Annotated in this window: 21 protein-coding genes; all 21 read right to left on the bottom strand. The window is 70.2% G+C overall.

Going from position 1 to position 18191, the window contains the following annotated elements; translation table 11 throughout:
* Positions 1 to 2 precede the first annotated feature (2 nt).
* Positions 3 to 422, bottom strand: a complete 420-nt coding sequence (locus tag BM204_RS16035) for a hypothetical protein (RefSeq protein ID WP_091115415.1) — start codon at positions 420 to 422, stop codon at positions 3 to 5.
* A gap of 1 nt (position 423) precedes the next feature.
* Positions 424 to 4521 carry a phage tail tape measure protein gene (locus BM204_RS16030; protein WP_091115412.1) on the bottom strand — a complete coding sequence of 1366 codons (4098 nt, stop codon included), beginning with the start codon at positions 4519 to 4521 and terminating at the stop codon, positions 424 to 426.
* A 43-nt stretch (positions 4522 to 4564) separates the two neighbouring features.
* Positions 4565 to 4945, bottom strand: coding sequence for a hypothetical protein (locus BM204_RS16025; protein ID WP_091115411.1), 381 nt, complete (start codon positions 4943 to 4945; stop codon positions 4565 to 4567).
* A 32-nt stretch (positions 4946 to 4977) separates the two neighbouring features.
* Complete coding sequence (locus tag BM204_RS16020; RefSeq protein WP_091115408.1) at positions 4978 to 5628, bottom strand: hypothetical protein; 651 nt, start codon at positions 5626 to 5628, stop codon at positions 4978 to 4980.
* A gap of 99 nt (positions 5629 to 5727) precedes the next feature.
* Entirely contained in the window at positions 5728 to 6237 is a 510-nt protein-coding gene (locus BM204_RS16015; protein ID WP_091115405.1) for a phage tail tube protein, read from the bottom strand.
* A gap of 1 nt (position 6238) precedes the next feature.
* A complete protein-coding gene (locus tag BM204_RS16010; protein ID WP_091115403.1) occupies positions 6239 to 6658 on the bottom strand; it encodes a hypothetical protein in 420 nt (139 codons plus the stop codon).
* Positions 6659 to 6669: 11 nt separating this feature from the next.
* Complete coding sequence (locus tag BM204_RS16005) at positions 6670 to 6999, bottom strand: hypothetical protein (protein WP_091115401.1); 330 nt, start codon at positions 6997 to 6999, stop codon at positions 6670 to 6672.
* Positions 7000 to 7042: 43 nt separating this feature from the next.
* Entirely contained in the window at positions 7043 to 7519 is a 477-nt protein-coding gene (locus BM204_RS16000) for a hypothetical protein (protein ID WP_091115399.1), read from the bottom strand.
* Between the two features lie 5 nt (positions 7520 to 7524).
* Positions 7525 to 7902, bottom strand: coding sequence for an HK97 gp10 family phage protein (locus BM204_RS15995; protein WP_091115397.1), 378 nt, complete (start codon positions 7900 to 7902; stop codon positions 7525 to 7527).
* Between the two features lie 10 nt (positions 7903 to 7912).
* Positions 7913 to 8338, bottom strand: coding sequence for a DUF6093 family protein (locus BM204_RS15990; protein WP_091115395.1), 426 nt, complete (start codon positions 8336 to 8338; stop codon positions 7913 to 7915).
* Positions 8338 to 8709, bottom strand: coding sequence for a hypothetical protein (locus BM204_RS15985; RefSeq protein WP_091115392.1), 372 nt, complete (start codon positions 8707 to 8709; stop codon positions 8338 to 8340). The genes BM204_RS15990 and BM204_RS15985 overlap by 1 nt, the downstream gene beginning before the upstream one ends.
* A gap of 77 nt (positions 8710 to 8786) precedes the next feature.
* A complete protein-coding gene (locus BM204_RS15980) occupies positions 8787 to 9938 on the bottom strand; it encodes a phage major capsid protein (protein ID WP_091115389.1) in 1152 nt (383 codons plus the stop codon).
* 13 nt (positions 9939 to 9951) lie between these two features.
* Positions 9952 to 10347 (bottom strand): DUF2190 family protein, encoded by a 396-nt coding sequence (locus tag BM204_RS15975; RefSeq protein WP_091115387.1) that lies wholly within the window; start codon positions 10345 to 10347, stop codon positions 9952 to 9954.
* Position 10348: 1 nt separating this feature from the next.
* Entirely contained in the window at positions 10349 to 11596 is a 1248-nt protein-coding gene (locus BM204_RS15970) for a hypothetical protein (protein ID WP_091115385.1), read from the bottom strand.
* A 163-nt stretch (positions 11597 to 11759) separates the two neighbouring features.
* Positions 11760 to 12821 carry a phage minor head protein gene (locus BM204_RS15965; protein WP_091115383.1) on the bottom strand — a complete coding sequence of 354 codons (1062 nt, stop codon included), beginning with the start codon at positions 12819 to 12821 and terminating at the stop codon, positions 11760 to 11762.
* A gap of 2 nt (positions 12822 to 12823) precedes the next feature.
* Positions 12824 to 14392, bottom strand: coding sequence for a hypothetical protein (locus BM204_RS15960; RefSeq protein ID WP_091115380.1), 1569 nt, complete (start codon positions 14390 to 14392; stop codon positions 12824 to 12826).
* Positions 14393 to 14418: 26 nt separating this feature from the next.
* Positions 14419 to 14880: a helix-turn-helix domain-containing protein gene (locus BM204_RS15955; RefSeq protein WP_143099799.1), complete on the bottom strand. Its 462-nt coding sequence runs from the start codon at positions 14878 to 14880 to the stop codon at positions 14419 to 14421.
* A gap of 8 nt (positions 14881 to 14888) precedes the next feature.
* Complete coding sequence (locus tag BM204_RS15950) at positions 14889 to 15203, bottom strand: helix-turn-helix domain-containing protein (protein ID WP_091115376.1); 315 nt, start codon at positions 15201 to 15203, stop codon at positions 14889 to 14891.
* Complete coding sequence (locus BM204_RS15945) at positions 15200 to 15625, bottom strand: HNH endonuclease signature motif containing protein (RefSeq protein ID WP_170259191.1); 426 nt, start codon at positions 15623 to 15625, stop codon at positions 15200 to 15202. The genes BM204_RS15950 and BM204_RS15945 overlap by 4 nt, the downstream gene beginning before the upstream one ends.
* 255 nt (positions 15626 to 15880) lie before the next feature.
* The gene (gene terL, locus BM204_RS15940; protein WP_246166306.1) at positions 15881 to 17398 is read right to left on the bottom strand and encodes a phage terminase large subunit; all 1518 of its coding nucleotides are present in this window, start codon (positions 17396 to 17398) and stop codon (positions 15881 to 15883) included.
* A gap of 99 nt (positions 17399 to 17497) precedes the next feature.
* Positions 17498 to 18124 (bottom strand): hypothetical protein, encoded by a 627-nt coding sequence (locus BM204_RS15935; protein WP_143099798.1) that lies wholly within the window; start codon positions 18122 to 18124, stop codon positions 17498 to 17500.
* Positions 18125 to 18191: the final 67 nt, after the last annotated feature.

Raw genomic sequence — 18191 nt, 5'->3', positions numbered from 1 at the left:
CGTCAGACCGCCTCGGTGTGGGTGATCTCGTCGAGGCTGAGCTTCACGTCGGCCCAGTCCCGGACGCGGGTGAGGACTTCGCGGGGGAGCTGGGCGTAGACGACGTAAACCTTGGTCCCTACATGGTCACGGACGCAGACGAGCTGCCCGGCGTGGTCGCGGAGCCACTCGATCTGCGCGGGCTCGCAGTGGGGCAGCGACAGGTCGATGCTGGTGTAGGCCGCGACGCCGCGGCGGACGATGCGTCGCCGGTTGGCGAGCTGGCGGACCTCGGTGCGGGTGTCGATCGTGATGCCGATCTTCTCGTCGGCCTTGCGGAAGGAGCAGAGGTCGGCGGGGTTGGCTGCCAGGTTGAACCAGATCGCGCAGAACGCGAGGGTTCCGCCGGGCTCGCCGACTCCGTCGCCGATCACGATCGGCATGTCAGCGGCCTCCCTGCTGGCGGACGAGCTGGGCGGTCTCGCGGGGGATCTGCCGCACGTCGGCGCGGAGACCGCTGATCATCGGCTGCAGCGCCTGGACCCCGGCTGCAGCGCCGGCGCGGACCTCGGCCCCGAGGGTCGCGAGCTCAGCGTTAAGGGCCGCAATGGTGAGGTCCTGGGCGGCGATCGCTGCGGTGGTGGCGGCGATGGTCGCGACCAGGACGGCCTGCTGCTCCCCGTAGACGGCCTGCGTGGCGAGCGCCCCTACGGTCGCCGCGGCGTTCTCCCGGGTCGTGAAGAGCTGCTCGTAGTAGGCGATCTGCTCTTCGGACAGGGCCGCGAGCTCCTCGGCCGTGGCGAAGTCCCCGGATGCGGCGAGCTGCTCGTAGAGCCCACCGAGTGCTCCTTCGGTGTCGAGGCCCTTCTCCTCGAGCAGCGCCAGGGCAGCGGCCATGCGCTCGGCGGCCGCGGTGTCGGCGAGGAGGACCTGCTCGAGGGCCTGTAGCCCCGTGACGGTGGTCTCGACGGGCTCCGAGGCCTGCGCAGCGGCCGCCTCGACGGAGGCGCGCATGGCCTGGATCTGGACCATGAGGCGCGAGGCCTCGGCGGCAGCTGCGACGGAGTCCGCCCCGGGGCCAGAGCGGATCGCGATGAGCTGCGCCTCAGCCGCGGCCAGGGCGGACCGCTGCCCTTCGAGCTCGGGGGTCGTGCCGGTGCCGGGTGTGCTGGTCGTGTAGCCGCCGTTGAAGGGGTCGGAGAGGAAGTTCCCGGACACCGACGAGGCGTACGACGACATCGTCTGCATCAGCTGGTCGAGGGCCTGCTGCTGGGAGTTCAGGGACTCGATCAGTTCGTCGCGCTTGCGGGTCTCCTCGACCAGTGCGGCCTGGACGGTGTCGAAGGCCTTGGCGGTGGCGCGCATCTCGGCTGCCCAGTCCTTGAGCGCACCGGTCCAGGTGCCACCGGCCTCGATGATGTCGGCGCGGAATTGTGCGATCTCGGCGTTGATGTCCATCAGGACGGTGCGGGGGGTGTTGTCGGGGGTGATGTTGTCGAAGGACAGGTTGTCGCCGATTCCACGCAGCGCGTCGCGGCGGCTTGCGAGCTCCTCGCGGGCCTCGCGGCGTGCGTCGCGCGCTTCCTGTCGGGCCTCGCGCTGCTCCTGGGTCTTGAGGAGCTTCAAGGCCCGCTCGGCGGCCTGCAGCTCGAGCTGGGCGATCTTCCGGTCGAGGCCGTTGAGGCGGTCCTTGCCGTCGGCGTTGAGGGACCGCTTGAGGTCGCGGATCCCGGAGATGGCCTGGGCGATCTCAAGGCGCTCCTCGACGTTGCGGCGGATCCCCTTCGTGGCGTCCTGCGTGGTGGAGGCAGCCTCGGCGAATGCGCCGGCCAGCATGAGGGCGTCGTCGCGGAGCTGGCCCAGAGCGTCGTCGCCAGGGCCGGAGGTGCCGCGTGTGCGGGCGTACGTCGACGACACGAGGCCGCCGCCGGCGAGACGGAGGGCGTTCATGCGCTCGAAGGTGTCGACGCCGTAGTGGTCGACGGCGGCGGCCCTGACGACGTACTCGCCGGTGGAGGCAAGGATCGGGACGGAGTCCGAGGTGCTGGTCCCGGGCCCGAACACGGGGCCGCCACGGGCGCGGCGGGGGACGGTGGAGCCGCCGGACACGAAGGGGGCGTTGTCGGCGGTGCCCGACTCCTGGTGCCGCACGGTGACCGTGACGGTCTTCGACTGGATGACGTCGATGCCGCGCTTGATGTCAGCCAACCGTGCGGCCGCGGCCTCCGTCTTGGCCTGGATCTCGATGAGACGGGAGCGGGGGATCTCGAGGAGTTGGCGGGCGAGGTCGCGGGCCTTGCCGATGGGGACACCCATCGCGGTCGCGGTCTCGATGAACGCGGAGCGGGCCTCGCGGAACTTGGCGTTGTTGTTCTTCACCGCGGCCGACTGGCTGTTCCACGCAGACGCGAGACCGGAGATGACGGCGCGGTTCTCCAAGGCGGCGGCGGAGTTGCCCTTGATACCCGCCTGGTTCTTGTCACCCTGCTCGCGGGCGGCCTTGAGAGCCTGGCGGTAGGCGGTCTCGGCGTCAAACGCGGCCAGGGTCGCGTCGCGCTTCTCGTGCATCGCGTCCGTAGCGTCGGCGAGCGCCTGGGCCTCCTCCTGGGACGCCTTGGCCGCCGCCTGAGCGGCCCTCACGTACGAGTCGGTCGCCCCGGTTGCCCCCTCGGTGGCTTCCCCGCTGAGGATGGCGGCATTCGCGGTGGCGTCAAGGGACTCACGGTAGGTCGGGAGCAACGCCAGCAGGTTCGCCTGCTCGGCCTCGGTGAGCTGGTAGGCACCCGCCAGGCCCTCGAGTGCAGCAGCGGCCTGGTCCGGCGCCCCAGCTGCGACGATCCCGGCCAGCGCGTCGTCGAGGGCCTTGATAGACGCGGCCGCCTCACGGGACTCCTGCTTGGTCGACTGCAGACCAGGGATCACGTTGTCAGCCAGGCCACCGAGGCCGAGGGGGATCGAGTCGTAGAACCCGGCGATGTCCGCCATGATCCCCGGGTCGTCGAGGGCGCTGATCGCGGCGCCGAGGTCACCAAAGTCCTGGGCGAGGGCCTTCATGGCCTCGGCCTTGCCCATGTTGAGGAGGTTGTTCGTGAGGCCTTCCACGCCGGGTACCGCCCGGTCGGTGGACTCCGCGATCGCGTCTAGGGCTTCGTCGAGGGCGTAGAGCCCAACCGCGATCGACGCGGCGATCCCCAGGCCGCGCAGCTTCCCGCCGGCCGTCCCCGAATCGGTCCCGAGGCCACGAATCGCCTCACGGGTCTCGGTGACACCGCTGATGACCTTCGACCCGAACCAAGCAGCCCCACCCACCACCGCAGTGATGGCGAGCAGCTTCGTCAGCGCACCCTGCACGGGGGCGGGCAGGGACCCGAAGGCGTCCGCGATCATCCCGACGCCATCGGCGATCTCGGCGACCACGGGCAGCAGCGCGCCGCCGGCCTCGATGCCGGCGTCCTTGATCTTGTTCCACGCCACCTGGGTCTTCGCCGCGGTCGTGTCGTACCGCTTCGCGGCCTCATCGGCGAGAGCGGTGTTCTCCTCCCACGCCGAAGCCCCAAGGGCCAAAGAGTCGGTCAAGAGGTCGCCAGAGGCAGCCATGCCGAGGAGGGCCTGGGAGACGCGGACGTCGGACAGACCGAGGCCGTCGAGGGTGGTGAAGACGTCGCCGCCGGCCTGGTTGATCCGGTCGAGCCCCGTGGTGAACGACGCGAACGCCTGGGCCGGGTCGCTCTCGAACGCTGTTGCGAACTCGGCGGCGGTCATACCGGCGACGGCGGCGAACTTGTCGAGCTCGGCACCGCCCTGAGCGGTCGCCTTCGCCATGTCGGTGAAGACCCGCGAGATCGCCGACCCGCCGGCCTCGACCTCGATGCCCATGGACGCCGCGGCGTTCGCGATCGCGAGGATGTCGGACTCCGCGAGCCCGATCTGCGCACCAGCACCGGCGATGCGCTGTGCCATCCCGAGGATCTGCGCCTCGGTGGAGGCGCCGTCGTTGCCGAGCGCAACGAGGGCGGCACCGAAGTTGTCGACGTCGTCGACGCCGGTGCCCATGACGTTGGAGATCTGTGCGATGTCGGTCGCAGCCTGGTCGGCGGTGAGGTTGGTGGTCTCACTCAGGTCGATCATCGTCTTGGTGAACGCGGTGATGTCCTCGCGAGCCACACCGAGCTGGCCGGCAGCCTCCGCGACGCCGGCGATCTCCTCGTGGGTGGCGGGGAGGCTGGTGGCGAGGTCGCGGAGGTCGCCCTCGAGCTCGTTGAGCTGGGCTCCGGTGCCATCGACGGTCTTGGTGACCCCGGCCCACTGCGACTCCCAGTCCATGGCGGCCTTGGCCATGAGGCCCAGCCCCGCCGCGGCGACGAGGCCGATCTTCCCGGCCTTGCCTCCGAGGCTGTCGATGGCCTGGCCCTGCGACATGGTCGCGGCCTTGGCCTTGCCCATGGCCTTGACCTGGGCGTCCCCGGAGGCGATCGCGGCAGCGATGTACTGCGCGTTCTCCATGGAGAGCTTCACGACGACGGAGCGGACCTCAGCACTCACCGGTCATCCACCTCCGTTCCGTCGTCGTGAAGCACAAGGGGGGTCAGCTGTCGGTGGTGGTCACGCCGAGAACGAAGGGCGGTAGCGGGCCCTTCGAGGCGGGGCGGGTGTTCCACACGACGGGGTAGGTGACCTTCTTCTCGCCGCCCTGAATGGCCGTGCACGCGAAGCACACGACCTGCAGCGCCTCGCCGCCCTCGCCGTAGAACCCGTCCATGTCGGTGTGCCACGCCACAGACCGCGGCTGCCCGCACCGGCACAGGTCTGCCTCGTAGGCCTGCAGCGCCACGAGGAGCGCCCGGTCCTCGGCCACATAGTCCGGGGACGCGATGGTCCCGGTGGGCCGGTCAGGGTGGCCGGGGTCGTCGTACAGGTAGGTCGTGGACCGCATCCGCAGGCCGAGGAAGATCGTCGGAGCGACCATCGACGCCCTGGCAGCGGCGATGACCTGACGCGCTACTGCAGCGTCAGGTTGCGCAATGAGAGCGGTGATTTTGGGACATCCACCCCGCCCTCGGTGCACACGTCCTGGGCGGTCTTGACGAGCGCCTTGTAGGCCTTCGACCCCAGCGTCGACTTGAGGGCGCGGACCTCGTCGGACGTCATCTTCGGCTCGACCGAGCACTCTGCGGTGAGCAGGATGTTGTACTCGGACAGGTCGACGTTGCCGTCCTTGTCGGCGTTCTTCGGGAAGTGCTTCTTGTTGAAGACCGCGATGTCTTCGGAGGACATGCCGCGGAACAGGGGGAACCACATGGCGTCGTTCATCTCCCGGCGGATCGCGGTCGCGTCGTCGTTGAGGGCCCGGGCGCGGGAGGCGGTGCTCTCCTCGCCCATGGATGCCTCGGGGTCCTCGATGAGCTCGCCCTGCGGGGTAACCAGGGTCACGAGCTCGCCCAGGATGCGGTCGAGGCGGGCCTCGAAGTCGGCGCGGAGGCAGACGCGGGCGTGCTTCTCCGGGCGGCGGGCCATGGCGAGGATCTCCTCGACGGTGCGGGAGCGCACCACATCTGGGAGGTCGAGGGGGGCGTCGGGGTTGCCGAAGGGGTGAGCGGCCGGCGCTGGGGTGGTGTCGCCGAGGGCAGTGTCGTCGGTGTGCTGGGTCATGGTGGGGCTCCTGTCGAGGTGTGTCGAGGGGATGTCGAGGTAGTGGGGTGGCGGGCGGCCCTCGACGAACGCCCACCACCCCGTTCAGGGGCCTGCGGGTCAGGCGACGGCGATGTAGGGGAACATCGACTGCGGCTCCATCGGGACGCGGCGCTTGATGTAGCCACCCGCGTCCGACGGGCGCTGCGGGGTGTCGGTCAGGACAGCGCCGCCGAGGAAGATCTCGTCACTCGTGGCCCACGGCGAGGTCTCGAGCTTCCCGGTCTCGCGGGCGTAGATGTAGAGGGTCGTGCCCTTCACCTTCGTGGCCGTGAAGAGCGAGTCCTCGGTGGGGTCGGCGACACCGGTGGCGGCGTTGAAGTACCGGAAGATCGTGAGACCCGCCTGGTAGTTCGAGGCACCGATGGCGTTGACGTTGTTGATGTCGCAGAGCGCCTTCTCGGCGACCTTGTCGGAGTCGGTGGGCCCGAAGGTGAAGTCGGAAGCCAGGATCCGGCAGGCAGCGTTGATGCCGGCGTTGAGCTCGGCCACGGTGGGCGCGGCGAGGTTGGCGGGTGCAGTCGTCAGGATGGCCAGCTTGATGTGGCCGTCGGCGAGGCTCTTGGGCATGTCAGTTCTCCTCGTCCCCGGTGGCCGGGGTCTCTCCGGATCCCGGGGCGGGGTCCGTGCTGGTGGGGGCGCCGACGGGGCTGTCGACGGCCTGGCCGACGGGCAGTGTCACGACGGCGACGTCGGTGGCGGCTGCGGTGTCGACGGGCAGGGGGTCCGTACCGATCACGGCCTGGACGGCGGCGAGCAGCTCGTCCTTCTTGGTCGCTCCGCCGAGGTCGATCTCGGCGGACTTCGCGAACTCGCGGATCTCCGGGACGGTGGAGTCCGCGGTGGGGGCGGGACCGATCTCGCCGTCAAGGGCGCGCTGGGAGGGGCTCTTCTTGATGAGTCGGCCCAGGACAGGGTCGGCGAGCCAGCCCTGCGGGACCCGCTGCTTGAAGCCGGTGCGGGTGTCGTAGACCTCGGTGAAGCCGTCCATGGGTGCGCCTCTCAGATCTGGACGGCGGCGACGGTGACCGTCGCGACCGCGCTGTAGGTGATGGCGACCAGGCCGTCGATGGGGTCGGCGAGGTCGAAGGGGAAGGGGCCGATGAGGGTCGTGGCGCCGGCGGCGACCGCGATGACGGGGTCGGGGTTGGCGGGGCCGTACCGGCTGTTGCCGGGCACGGCGACGGTGACGTTGATCGAGGCGGCGCTGCCGTTGCGGACCATGAGGGCGCCGCGGTTGTTGGGAACGACGTTGTCGCCGCCGACAGACGCGGCCGCGAGGGCCGGGACGGTGCCCGGGATCGCGACCTGCTGGTAGGGGATGGTTGCCATGAGCGTTCTCCTTGGGTGGCGGGTCCCCGGACGAGCGCCAGGGTCAGGTGTGCGCGGTGAGCTGGTACTGCAGCGGCGTGTAGAGGCGGTGGGGGGTGAAGTCGCGGTCGGTGAGGACCACCCCGGGGGCGTAGCCGGGCGGGACGCGCAGGGGCCCGCACTGGTGTCCGTCGACGACAGGGGCCCACCGGTGGAGGGCTGCGTGGACGCGGTCAGCGAGGGCGAGGACGTCGTAGAGGTCGCCGCCGGCGACGGTGAGCTGGAAGGGGAGGTCCAGGTCGACGACGCTGTCTCCGAGATCGGTCTCGGGGCCGGGGGTGCCGGCGCCGGGGAAGAGCACGAAGTAGGGCTTCACGCGGGCGTCAGACGCGGACTTCACGGGCGGGGAGTCGGGGGTGCCGGTGACACCGGGGAGGCCGCTTAGGGCGGAGACCTTGCCGACGTACCCGGTCGCGTTGGTGACCCCGACCAGGCGGGTCGCGACCGCGACCGCGACGAGACGGCGCGAGATCTCGGGCACGGCGCTCAGGTCCCGGCCGCGGCGAGCTGGGCGAGGGCAGCCTGGAAGCCGGGGACCTGGCGGTCGAAAGCGTTGGCCAGGTAGGGGCGGCCAGCCATGACGGAGGTGCCCTCGTGGACGTAGATGCCGTAGTCGACGGTGGGGCCGACCTCGGCCGACATCGACCCGGAGCGGCCGTCGCCGGTGATCTCGGTCGTGACGCTGTTGAGCATGTCGCCGGTGTCGACGGCGTCCATCGCGACGATGAGGGCCTTGGCGTCGGCCTCGATCGCGAACGCCGTACGACGCAGCACCGCCGAGGCGGGCGCGCCGATCCGTACGCCTGCTTGGGCGAGGCGGGACCCGTGGGCGACGGCCTGGGTGATGTCGAGGTTGGCGCCCATGGTGTGTCTCCTAGGTCCCGAGAGTGCAGATCAGGTCGCGCTCGAACCGCACGGCGGTGCCGCGCACGACGTCGCGGACACGGAGGACGCGGCCGTCGAGGGTGGTGTCGCCGGTGTTGGTGGGCACGACCTCGTCGTCGACGGAGGCAGCCACGGTCGCGGGCACGGTGACGAGGTAGCCGGACACGGTGATGGTGTCCTCGGCGGCGTTGGTCTCGCGGGCGTCGTTGGTCATGGCCTGGATGCGGGCCAGGCCGTCGAAGTAGGGGGCGTTCGGGGTGGCGACCATCTGCTGCTCGGCGTCCGACCAGGCCTGGACGGTGCCCGGGGCGCGGAGGATGACAGGGGCGGTCATGGTGCGGCCGAGCACGGCGCGGCCGGCGGTCTCGTTGGGGAGGACGCGGGTGCCGGGGCGGCCGGTGTGCTGGCGCTGCATCACCAGGGCCGCTCGGTGAGCTCGGGCCCGCAACGGGTGGGTCCGTCGAAGTTCACCAGCGAGAAGTGGGTGCTCTCGTCAGCCTGGTCGTCCTCACGGTCAGCCTGGGCGCGCAGGGCGGTCGCGCGCTTGCGGAGCGCGTCGGCGATCTTCGCGCCGTCGGTACCGACGTCCTGGGAGCGGTAGACCTTCGAGGCGAGGGCCTCGTTGTCGGCGATCGTGTCGATGGCCTGCGCGGCGGCACGCTTGACATTGCCGCCCTCGAGCGCGAGGTAGCCGTCGATCTCGAGGTCAGAGAAGGCGTTGCCGGTGACGTCCCCGAGACGTACGTCGTTGACGAGGAACCGGACGAGCTCGTTGGGCGTGGCCATGGGTCCTCCTCAGGTGGTGCTGATCCGGTGGACGGGGCGGGATCGCCGCCCCGCCCACCGGCGGTGCAGGTCTCGGCTCAGGCGCCGCGCGAGACGTAGGTGAACAGCGGGTCGCCCTGCTGGTTGCCGACGATGTGACGACCGCGGTACTGGATGTCGTCGATCTCGAAGGACCCCTCGAGCGCCGAGATGTCACCGCCACCGACGCGCTGGCCGGTGTCGGCCCTGACGCGCAGGTCGGGCTGCTCGTGGCCGGCCAGCTTCGCGACCCACAGGGCAGGGCGCGTGCTGCGCGGCTTGGGAACGAGGAACCACGTGGTCGCGGCGTTCGCGTGCGCGTTGACGAAGTCGAGCATCGGCTCGACGACGTAGGACAAGGACGAGAACTCGTTGGTTTCCTCGACCTCGACACCGTTGACCGTGGTCCGGACGACCGTCGGTCGCACGATCGAGAGCACGGTGGCCTCGAGCGACTTCGGGATGACCAGGGTCATGTCAGGCCGGGCGATGACCCGCTTGCTGTTCGGGTCCTTCTTGGTCGCCATGCCGTCCCACACCGACTTGAGGTTGGCGCGGTTCAGCGGCAGTGCCGTGGGGGTGTTGCCGTTGCCGGCCTTGAAGAAGCCGGTGTTGACGTCGGTGGCGGTGTTGGTCGCCGGGTCGACGAGCAGCAGGTTGGAGACCGCGGCGATCATCTCGGTCTCGCGGGCCTGGCGGGCCAGCTCGCCGGGGAGGTCCTCGATCTCACCGATGGCCTCGTTGTTCATCCAGGCCTCCCACGAGATCGCGAACCGGCGGCCGTACTTGGCGACCTGGATCGCGTACTCGGTGGCACCGCGGCGGTCGTCGGCCGGGTACTCGGTGAGCTCGGGGACCCGGGACATCCCGATCGTGGAGCGCCAGCGCGACTGCAGCCGCTTGGGACGGAAGTCCCGCACGGTGGTGGTGTCGGAGTACTGGTCCCACGTGGAGGGGAGCTCGTCGTACTGGGTGAGCATCTCCTTGTCGAGCTCGACCGAGGCGGCGAGCTTGAAGTCGCTGGTCGAGAACGCCTCGGCGAGGCGCACGTCGGCGCCCCACTTGTTGGCGAAGGCCTCGCCCAACATGGTCGTGGCACGCTCGGCGAGCGACTCCCCGACGCGCAGGGCGCGGGGGTTGAAGGTGCCGGAGAAGTCGGAGTCCGAGGCGGCGTTGACCGCGGCGTCTCCGGTGAGCAGCTCGATCGTCATGGTCGTGCTCCGATCAGTTCGCGATGCGAACGGTCAGGGGCCCGCTGGGCGCGCCCTTCGTGGTGAGGGCGTGGCCGTACAGGTTGTTCGCGGTCACGGTGCCGGTGAGGGCGGAGCCGTCGGCGAGGATGTAGACGGGGTCGCCGATGTTCGCGACCGCGAACGCGACCGTGAACTCGTGACCGCCGTCGAGCCACACCGACGCGTTGCCGGTGATGTTGCCGCCGCCGTAGTTGTAGGTGGCGTTGACGGTGCCGTCGGTGTTCGTCGGGGAGACGTCGACCTTGGCGCGGTCGGTGGCGCAGACACCGTTGAGGCTGCCCACGCGGACCGGGTCGCCAGACTTCTTGCCGGCCGCGACGGGCAGGGAGACCTTGTCGCCGGGGCGGAACTTCTCGTTGGTGGCCATGTCAGGCTCCCTTCACCGTGAGGGGGCGGCCCCACGGGGTGGTCGTGGGCCGCTCGGTGGCGGACTCCTCGGTGGTCTGGGCGGAGGCGCCGAAGCCCTTGACGCCGGTGCCGGGGCTCTTCTTGGCGGTGGCGTTCTCGTCGACGGTGGTGGTGAACGCGTCCTCGTCGAGGGCGCCGTCCTTGATGGGGAGGTCAGCGATCAGGCCGCGGGCCTCGAGAGCGGTGAACTCGACGCCGGCCTCCTTGGCGCGGTCGGCGACGATCTCGCGGGCACGGTCGGTGCGGACGCGGGTGGCGTCGGCCTCGCGGAGCTGGTCGCGCTCGGCCTTCAGGGTGACGTTCTCGGACTCGAGCGCGTCCACCCGACCGGCCGTCTCGGTGAGGCGAGCGTGCTCGGCCTCCTCGATCTGGATCTTGGGCATGGTGTCCTCCTGGGACTCCGTGGTTGGGATGGTGCTGTCCGGCCGGGTGACCGGGACGTAGGTGGTGAGCGCCGAGACCCGGGTGGGCTCGCCGGTCAGGGTGATGTCGACGTCGTTGGCGCCGACGTCGTAGGTCTGCTGCCAGGTCTCGGTGGGGCCCTCGCCGGAGATCTCGAACCACACGACGCGCTCGTCGGCGTCGTGGTCGCGGACGTAGACCCACCCGTTCGTTCCGTCGTGCTCGGCGCGGACGGCGCGCTGCAGCTGCTGGTGGCGGTCAGAGGCTGTGGCCTCATGGACGTCGGCGTGCCGGGCGGACTCGAGGACCGCGAGGACCTTCCCGCCGCGGCCGGCGCGGGTGACGAAGTCGACAGAGTCGACCTCGACCAGGCCCTCGATGATGGGTCCGCGGCGTCCCTCGGCCTCGCCCACGACGATGTCGGAGGCGGAGGCGCGGATGGAGACCCCGACGTTGGAGGCGAATGCCTCATCGGTCAGGAGCTCGCGGTAGGGAGCGAGGGGCTTGACCTTGCCGCGGATGCCACCGGTGGCCTTGTTGACGACGCCGGCCTCGATGATGACGGCAGCGAGGTCCCGCACGGAACGACCGGGGCGCTCGTGGTGCTCGGTCTCGGTGGGGTGGTCGAAGTACATGTGGGTGCCGACGGCGAAGAGCGGGGCGGCGGCCTCGATGACCTTCGGGGAGTAGTAGCCCGAGGAGCCCCAGCCGGGGGTGATGAACTCGACCTCGAGTAGGCCTGCGTCGTCGGTCGTCGAGGTGGAAGCCTCGGCGAGGTTGACGCTCTCGGTGAGCGGCTTGGGCATGGTCAGACCTCCCGGTCACGGGTAGCGTTCGGCGGATGGGTGCTGACGACGACGCGGACTGCGTCGAGCACGTGTGGCGGCTGGTCGAGGTGGGGCTGCGCAGGACCCGGTTGGACGTCACGTCGTCGTGCGTCCGCTGCGGGTCGGTCAGGTACGAACCGGCTCAGGCCACGGACCGGACCCGGCCACCGCTCTGAGGCACCGGCGCGACACCGAACGAGTCGCGCCACCCGGGCGTCGTACGCCGCACCGACCAGGCGGTGAGCGGGAACTCCCCGCGAGCCCAGGCGTCGTACCGGGCCGGGCCGAGGATCGCGAGCTGCTCGGCTGAGGTGAGCCCGTCGAAGAGGTCCCCGGCGTCGGGGATCAACGACGGGGGCTCGTCGATGTCGAGGCCGAGGTCCGACCAGGGCTTCACGGTGGGCATCCGTCCGCACCGGCCGGACTGGTGGTCAAACGGGCCCGGGTCGGTGAGGTCGTGGAGGGTGCCGTGCTGGGACCAGCACGAGGGGCAGGTGAGGGTGTCGAGCTTCGCGAGCCACGTCCACCCGGCGAGCACGTCGCCGTGCTGCGCCTGGCCGAGAGCGGCGGCGGTGCGGTGCGCGTCGAGGGTCTCGGTGCGGGCGATGGTGAGTGCCCGGTTGAGGCCGCCGTTGAAGCCCTTCTCGGCGCGGCGCACCATCCGCGCCGCGGTGGCGCGGGGGTTGGAGCCGGAGGCGACGCCGCGGATGAGCTCGCGGCGTACGGCGTCGTACGCCTCACCGGAGAGGGGGTCGAGGAGCGAGGTGATCTGCTGCGTGGACCGGGTCACGATCGCCTCGATCTGGCGTTCGCTGACGCGCGACCAGGAGTCGAGGTCGTCGAGGAGGTTGGAGCGGGGCGGGAGCTGGGAGTCGATGACGGAGGCTTGGGCGCCGCCTGCGGTGTCGATGACCGTGCGCAGGTCGCCGGTGATGGTGATTCCGGCGTCCTCGATGAGCCGCTCGAGGTGGTCGGCGATGACGCCGAGGGCCTTGCGGAGGCGGGTGGATCGGAGCAGCTGGGCGCGGGTGACCTGGTCGCCGGCGGTGAGCATGTCGAGGAGGACGGCGGTGAGGTCGGCCTCGACCTCGTTCCAGGCGTCGACCCAGGCGCTGACCAGGGTGCGGGTTTGGGTGTCGGTGATGGCCAGCAGCTCGCGGCGGAGCTGCTCCTGGAGGCGCAGGGTGCGGCGGGTGACGGCCACGGTCAGGCCTCGGGGTCGGTCACGCCGGCCGGGTCGCCGCCGCGGCGGAACCTCTGGGCGGCCACGTCGCCGGCGCTAGCAGCCGGGTCGATCCAGTTGCCGTCCTCGTCGGTCATCGCGTCGATCAGGTCGTCGATGTCGTCGAGCCCGAACGCCCGGGCGAACAGCTTGAAGATCTCGACCGGCGGGACCTTCTCGGTGGCGTCGGCCTCGGCGATCGCGGCGACCAGGTCCTTGAGCGGGGTGGAGTCGAACTCGGGCCAGTCGATGTCGACCGTGCGGTCGTCGCCCTCAGGCAGCGTCACGACTAGGCGGTCACCGTCGCGCACGACGCTGCCACGCAGCGAGCCCCGGGGTGCGACGACGGCCATGTCGATGACGTAGCCGGCGACGTCGCGGAAGAACTCCGCGTGGACCTCCTGGCGCAGCCGGGCCATGAGCTCGGTCGGCTGGTCCAGGGTCTCGGCGGTCGCCCTCGAGCCGGAGACGCCCGGGTCGCCGAGCAGCATGGTCAGGGGGACCTCGAGGGCGGCGGCGACCATGGTCGCGAACGGCCGGTGGGTCTCGCCGTCGATCTGGGCGCCGGACTTGGAGACCATCGACATCGTGGTCCCAGCGTCGGTCGCGGCCCAGGCGCCGGCCGGGGTGCCACCGGCGACGTTGGCGGCGTTCACGGCCGCGGCTGCGGCAGAGGCCGCGCGGCCGGACTTCGCAGTGATCTGGCCCAGGATCCGGGTCAGGGCCCGCATGTAGACGGCCAGGTCCTCCAAGAACTCCTTGTCCATCTTCGCCCAGGGCATCGCGGCGAGGACGTCGCCAACACCGCGCCAGTCCTCGTCGGGGCAGTTCACAGTGACCGGGCGCATGGGTGCGTCCCACCGGATCTCGGTGCCGTCCCACGACTGCGCGCGCTGGCGGGGGTAGAACCCGAGCGCCGGGTAGTACGTGATGCGCTGCTCGGTGCCCTTGCGGCCGGTGGCACGGTCGAGGGTGACGGCGGTCCACAACCGCTTGTAGAGCCACACGTCGGCGACATCCTCGGGGTTGCAGACCCGGTCGACGATCTCCTTCGCCGGGATGTGCCGGACCCGGACACGACCAGTGAGCGGGTCGGTGGGGAACGCCCAGAACGCCTCACCGCGGGTGCCGAGGCGCCGCTCGTAGCGGGTCTGGGCCTCCGAGGAGGTGAACTCGCGGCGGTTGGTGGCCTCGTCCCAGAACGCCTGCCACACGGCGTTGACGTCCTGGCCGGTGGAGCCGTCGTCGCGCACGGCGACTGTGACGCCTTGGCCCCACACGTAGGCGATGCGGAGGTTCAGGCCGCGCTTGATCAGCGCGTTGCCGGTGGCGGAGAGGTCGGCGAGGGCGGCCATGCGGTTGCGGCCCTCGGCTGTGAAGGCGGTGGACTCGCCGCCGAGCTTCTTCCACCCGAGGTCGTCGCGGTAGAGGTTCTCTAGGTCGGCGTAGGACTCCTTGAGGAGCCACACCATCTGCTGCTCGGCGGCCAGCTGCTCCTGCAGGGGCGCCAGGGCGGCGGTCTCGTCTGCCTCGGTGAGGGTCCAGTCGGGCATGTGGACCTCCTCGGGCGTGGGGTGGGTCAGACGGGGTTCGCAGCAGCGGTCGCGACGGTGTAGGCGACGACAGCGGCGGCGTGGGCCGCGATGTCCTGCGCGGTGGCGTCGTCACACAACGGTCCGGGTGCGACGGGGGCGGGGGTATCGGGCGATAAGCCAAGCATGGGGCGGCAGCGAGAGCAGCTCTCCGTCAACTCCGGGCAAAGATGAGGGCCGTCGACGGCGGTCTCTCCGTCGCGGGCAGATGTGCACGGCCAGGGCTCGCGACAGTGGCGGCAGGCAAGCCACGACGGCCCGTCGCTAGTCCAGCGGGCGTGCTTCGGGCCGTGCTTGCTCTCGACGAAGAGCCCGGCCGCACGGACAGCGGCAAGGCGACGAATCGCGGTGGCGCGCGAGATCCCCAGCGCGGCGGCAGTGATCGACGTGGCGTGGTGCGGCTTGGTGTTGTACGCCGCCCTGTACGTGTCGGCAAACTGCTGCAGCACCCCAGGATTCACGGCCATGTCAGCTGCTCGTAGATCCCGATGCTGGGCCTCGGGTCGTGCCCGGCGTCCGCGTTCAGAAGCTCATCGACAGTCACCCGGAAGATCCGTGAGAGCGCAACCAGCTCTGCCGCGTCGACGCCTCGACTGCCGTTCTCCACCTGGCTGACTGTCTGCGGGTGCCAGCCGCTGATGCCCTGCAGGGCGAGGGCGTCGACGAGGTCGCGTTGCTTCATCCAGTGGTCGCCGCTGCGGGTCGTGCGGCGCAGGAAGCGGAGGTTCTTGCGCAGATTGGCGTAGACGACATGACGTAGGTCGGCGGTCATGCCGACACCTTGCCCCAACGCACCGACGCCGCTCGGCGCTTGTTCTCGGCCGCGGTGACGACTTCGAGGTGGTCCATGCGGACGCACAGTGGGACGCGGCACAGGTGGTCGGGCTCGTAGCCCGAAGGCACGTCGACACCCGCCAGGAGGCAGGCCGCGACGTGAGCGCCGACGCTTCGGCCGTTCAGGTTGAAGTAGCCGTAACCCGACCCGTTGGGTGGTCCCTGCCAGAGGTGGCACCCGAGTGGGGTGGTCGTCCGGTCGACTCGCTCCTCGAAGCGAACACGGGCGTCGCGGCTCTCTGCGCGCTTGTCGTGGGTCGAGCCGTGCCGCCGCCACCGGGCGTAGTGGTTCTCGCACCAGCCACGCCCGTACTGGACCAGGTCGCACCCGTCGATAGTGCACGGGTTCTTTGCCTTCAAGGGTCGTGGTGCACGCGGTGGTGGCGTACCGAGCGGGTCGCCGTAGCGCGACCACCGGTAGTAGTGGGCCTTGCAGAGTTCCCGAGCGTTGATCGGGCGGTCGCATTCTGGGACCGAGCAGTGGGTAGCCTTCACGGCAGCCCTTTCCTCGTTGTAGTCGAGTGAGTGGGTCAGGCTCCCGGCGGTGTTTCCAGCACCTCGGGAGCCGCTCTCATTCTCCCACTATTCGCCCACGACGTCTACGTATCCGGCGGCCTAGACGGGACTGGACCAGAACCCTCGCGCCTCGGCCTGCTCGAAGTCAGCACCGAGACCATGCCGGAGGTCCTGCAGCCCGCCCTCACCGTGCATCAGCGGCTGCAGGATCAACCGGTTGAGCGCCTGGGTCAGGCAATCCACGCGGTCGTCATGAGCGGCCGTCGGGAAGCCGGCTGCCTCGTCGATCAGGCCGCCGACCCAAGGGGCGAGCTCGGGTGAAGGGAGCCACACGTTGCGGGCCTCCACCAGCGGGGACACCGCGGCGGCACGGGCTTCCTTCCCACCCTGCGGCTCCTCGGGCACGATCCCGGGGACCGTGCGGGAGAGTGCCGCAATGACGGCTGGACCGTTGGCCTTGTCCTCGACGATCTTCAGCAGCGCTTGCGGCCACTTGGCGGCGAGCTGCCGGACCTGCCTGCAGGTCTCGGGGAAGTCCATGCGGGCGTGGACCTGGTCGAGGAGGAAGGCGTCGGCACCGCGGCGCATCCAGACCTGGCCGCACACGAAGTCGGTGCCCTCGGTGCCCTTGAAGGTCAGGTCCCAGGAGATGAGCATGTCGTCGAAGCTCGTGACGATACAGGTGCCGTCGTCGCGGACGAGGTGCTGGGCAACGTCGTACTCGGCCCACATGTCGCGCTTGAACATCGACCCTTCGGCCGGTGATGGGCGGCCCTGGTAGAGCGCGTTCCAAGCCCGGGATCCGACCTCGCGGATCTTCTTGGCCCAGTCGGCGGTGGAGCGGCGGCGGGCGGACTCCATGAACTCGCCGGGCTGCCGGCCGAGGACGTCGGTCTCGCCCCTCTCGGGGTTGTGGTCGGCCTGGGCGGGGATGTTGAGGACGGTCCAGTCGTCGCCCTCGGTGGCGAGCCACCCGGCGAGGTCATCCTCGCGCCACCGGGTCTGGATGATCACCACGGGTGCGCCAGGGGCAAGGCGGGGGAGGGCGACCTCGGTCCAGAAGTTGCGGACGGTGGCGGCCCAGGCTGCGGAGTCGGCTTGCTTCGCGTCCTTGTAGGGGTCGTCGATGATCAGCAGGTCCACCGGTCGGGAGGTGAGGCCGCCCTCGACGCCGACGCAGATCACGCCGCCGGAGTAGCCGACGAGCTCGAACTCGTGCTGGGCCCGGGTGGACTCGGACAGGGTGAGGCCGAGGCGGGGGTTGGCCTTGAGGTCGTCACGGATCTTGCGACCCCACCGGCGGGCGACGTCGTGGCCGAACGACACGATCGCGATGCGGAGGTTGGGGTCGCGGTGCAGCATCCACAGCGGGAACCTGCGCGAGGCCCGCTCGGACTTCCCCTCCTGAGGTGGCATCGAGATGATAAGCCGTTCGATCTCGCCGTTCGCGACCTTGACGAGGTGGGCGTCGATGAGGTCGAGCGCGGGGGTCTGGATGGTGGTGCGGTCGAGGGCCGCGGCCATGGCGCCGGGGGTGTCCCAGGGGCGTTCGCGGAGCTCGGGGGCGAGTTGGGTGCGGATCATGTCGACCATGAGGTCGTGGCCGGTGGCGGTCATGGCCCATCACCCCCTGGACGCACGAAAACCCCGCGGGTCCGTGTTTCGGGGTCGCGAGGTCTTGAGGAGATGAGACACCCGATCTGGGTGTCGTGTCAACTAGTAGTCCGGCCGGCCCATCGGAACCGCGGTCGGTCGCGGCGCTGCAATACGGGTCAGGCGACCGATGTGGTCGCGCTCCCACGTGTAGCCAGCAGCGTCTGTGAAGCGCATCGACAGGTGAAATCGCACGGTGTGCTCGCGGGGGAACTCCGGAGCGAGTGGGTCGACCGGCATGCGAGCGGTCACCCAGTGAATCTCCCGTTCATCCTCCGGAGGCAGGGTTTCAATGTCGGCCGTACCGAAGTAGCGGCTTGCGTGCGTGGTGCCGCTGTCCTCGCGAGACGTGGGGCGGACGGGCACGGCTTGCAGGTCGAGCCGCACTTGAACGTTGCGAACTGGGACTGGGGAAGCGTTGCGGACAGCTACCTGAACGAAGGTGATCCCACGATCCACTTCGAGTTCGGTGACTGGGTCGATCGCGTAGTCCCCTTCCGTTTCGCCCGTTGTCCAGGCTGCGATGAGCGAGGCCTGCGCCCGATCGTCGCGGGCGCGCTCGACCTCGAAGGTGCGTGACACGACCACCGCGGCGACCACGGCAGCCGAGAACGCGGCGAGAGTGGCGAGTGCTTCTATCCACCCGGCGACGTCCGCCCATGCTCCGCCTGATCGCCAGGTCGCGAGCATGGCCAGACTGAGCACAAGGAGAGCTGCAGCGACGCAAGACAGGACGAGGACACCCCGGGCGCGGGTG

Origin of the sequence: Nocardioides psychrotolerans (assembly GCF_900113685.1) — a bacterium.
GTDB lineage: Bacteria > Actinomycetota > Actinomycetes > Propionibacteriales > Nocardioidaceae > Nocardioides > Nocardioides psychrotolerans.
Note: the sequence above shows the minus strand (reverse complement) of the source record. Positions and strands in the feature narration are given on the sequence as shown.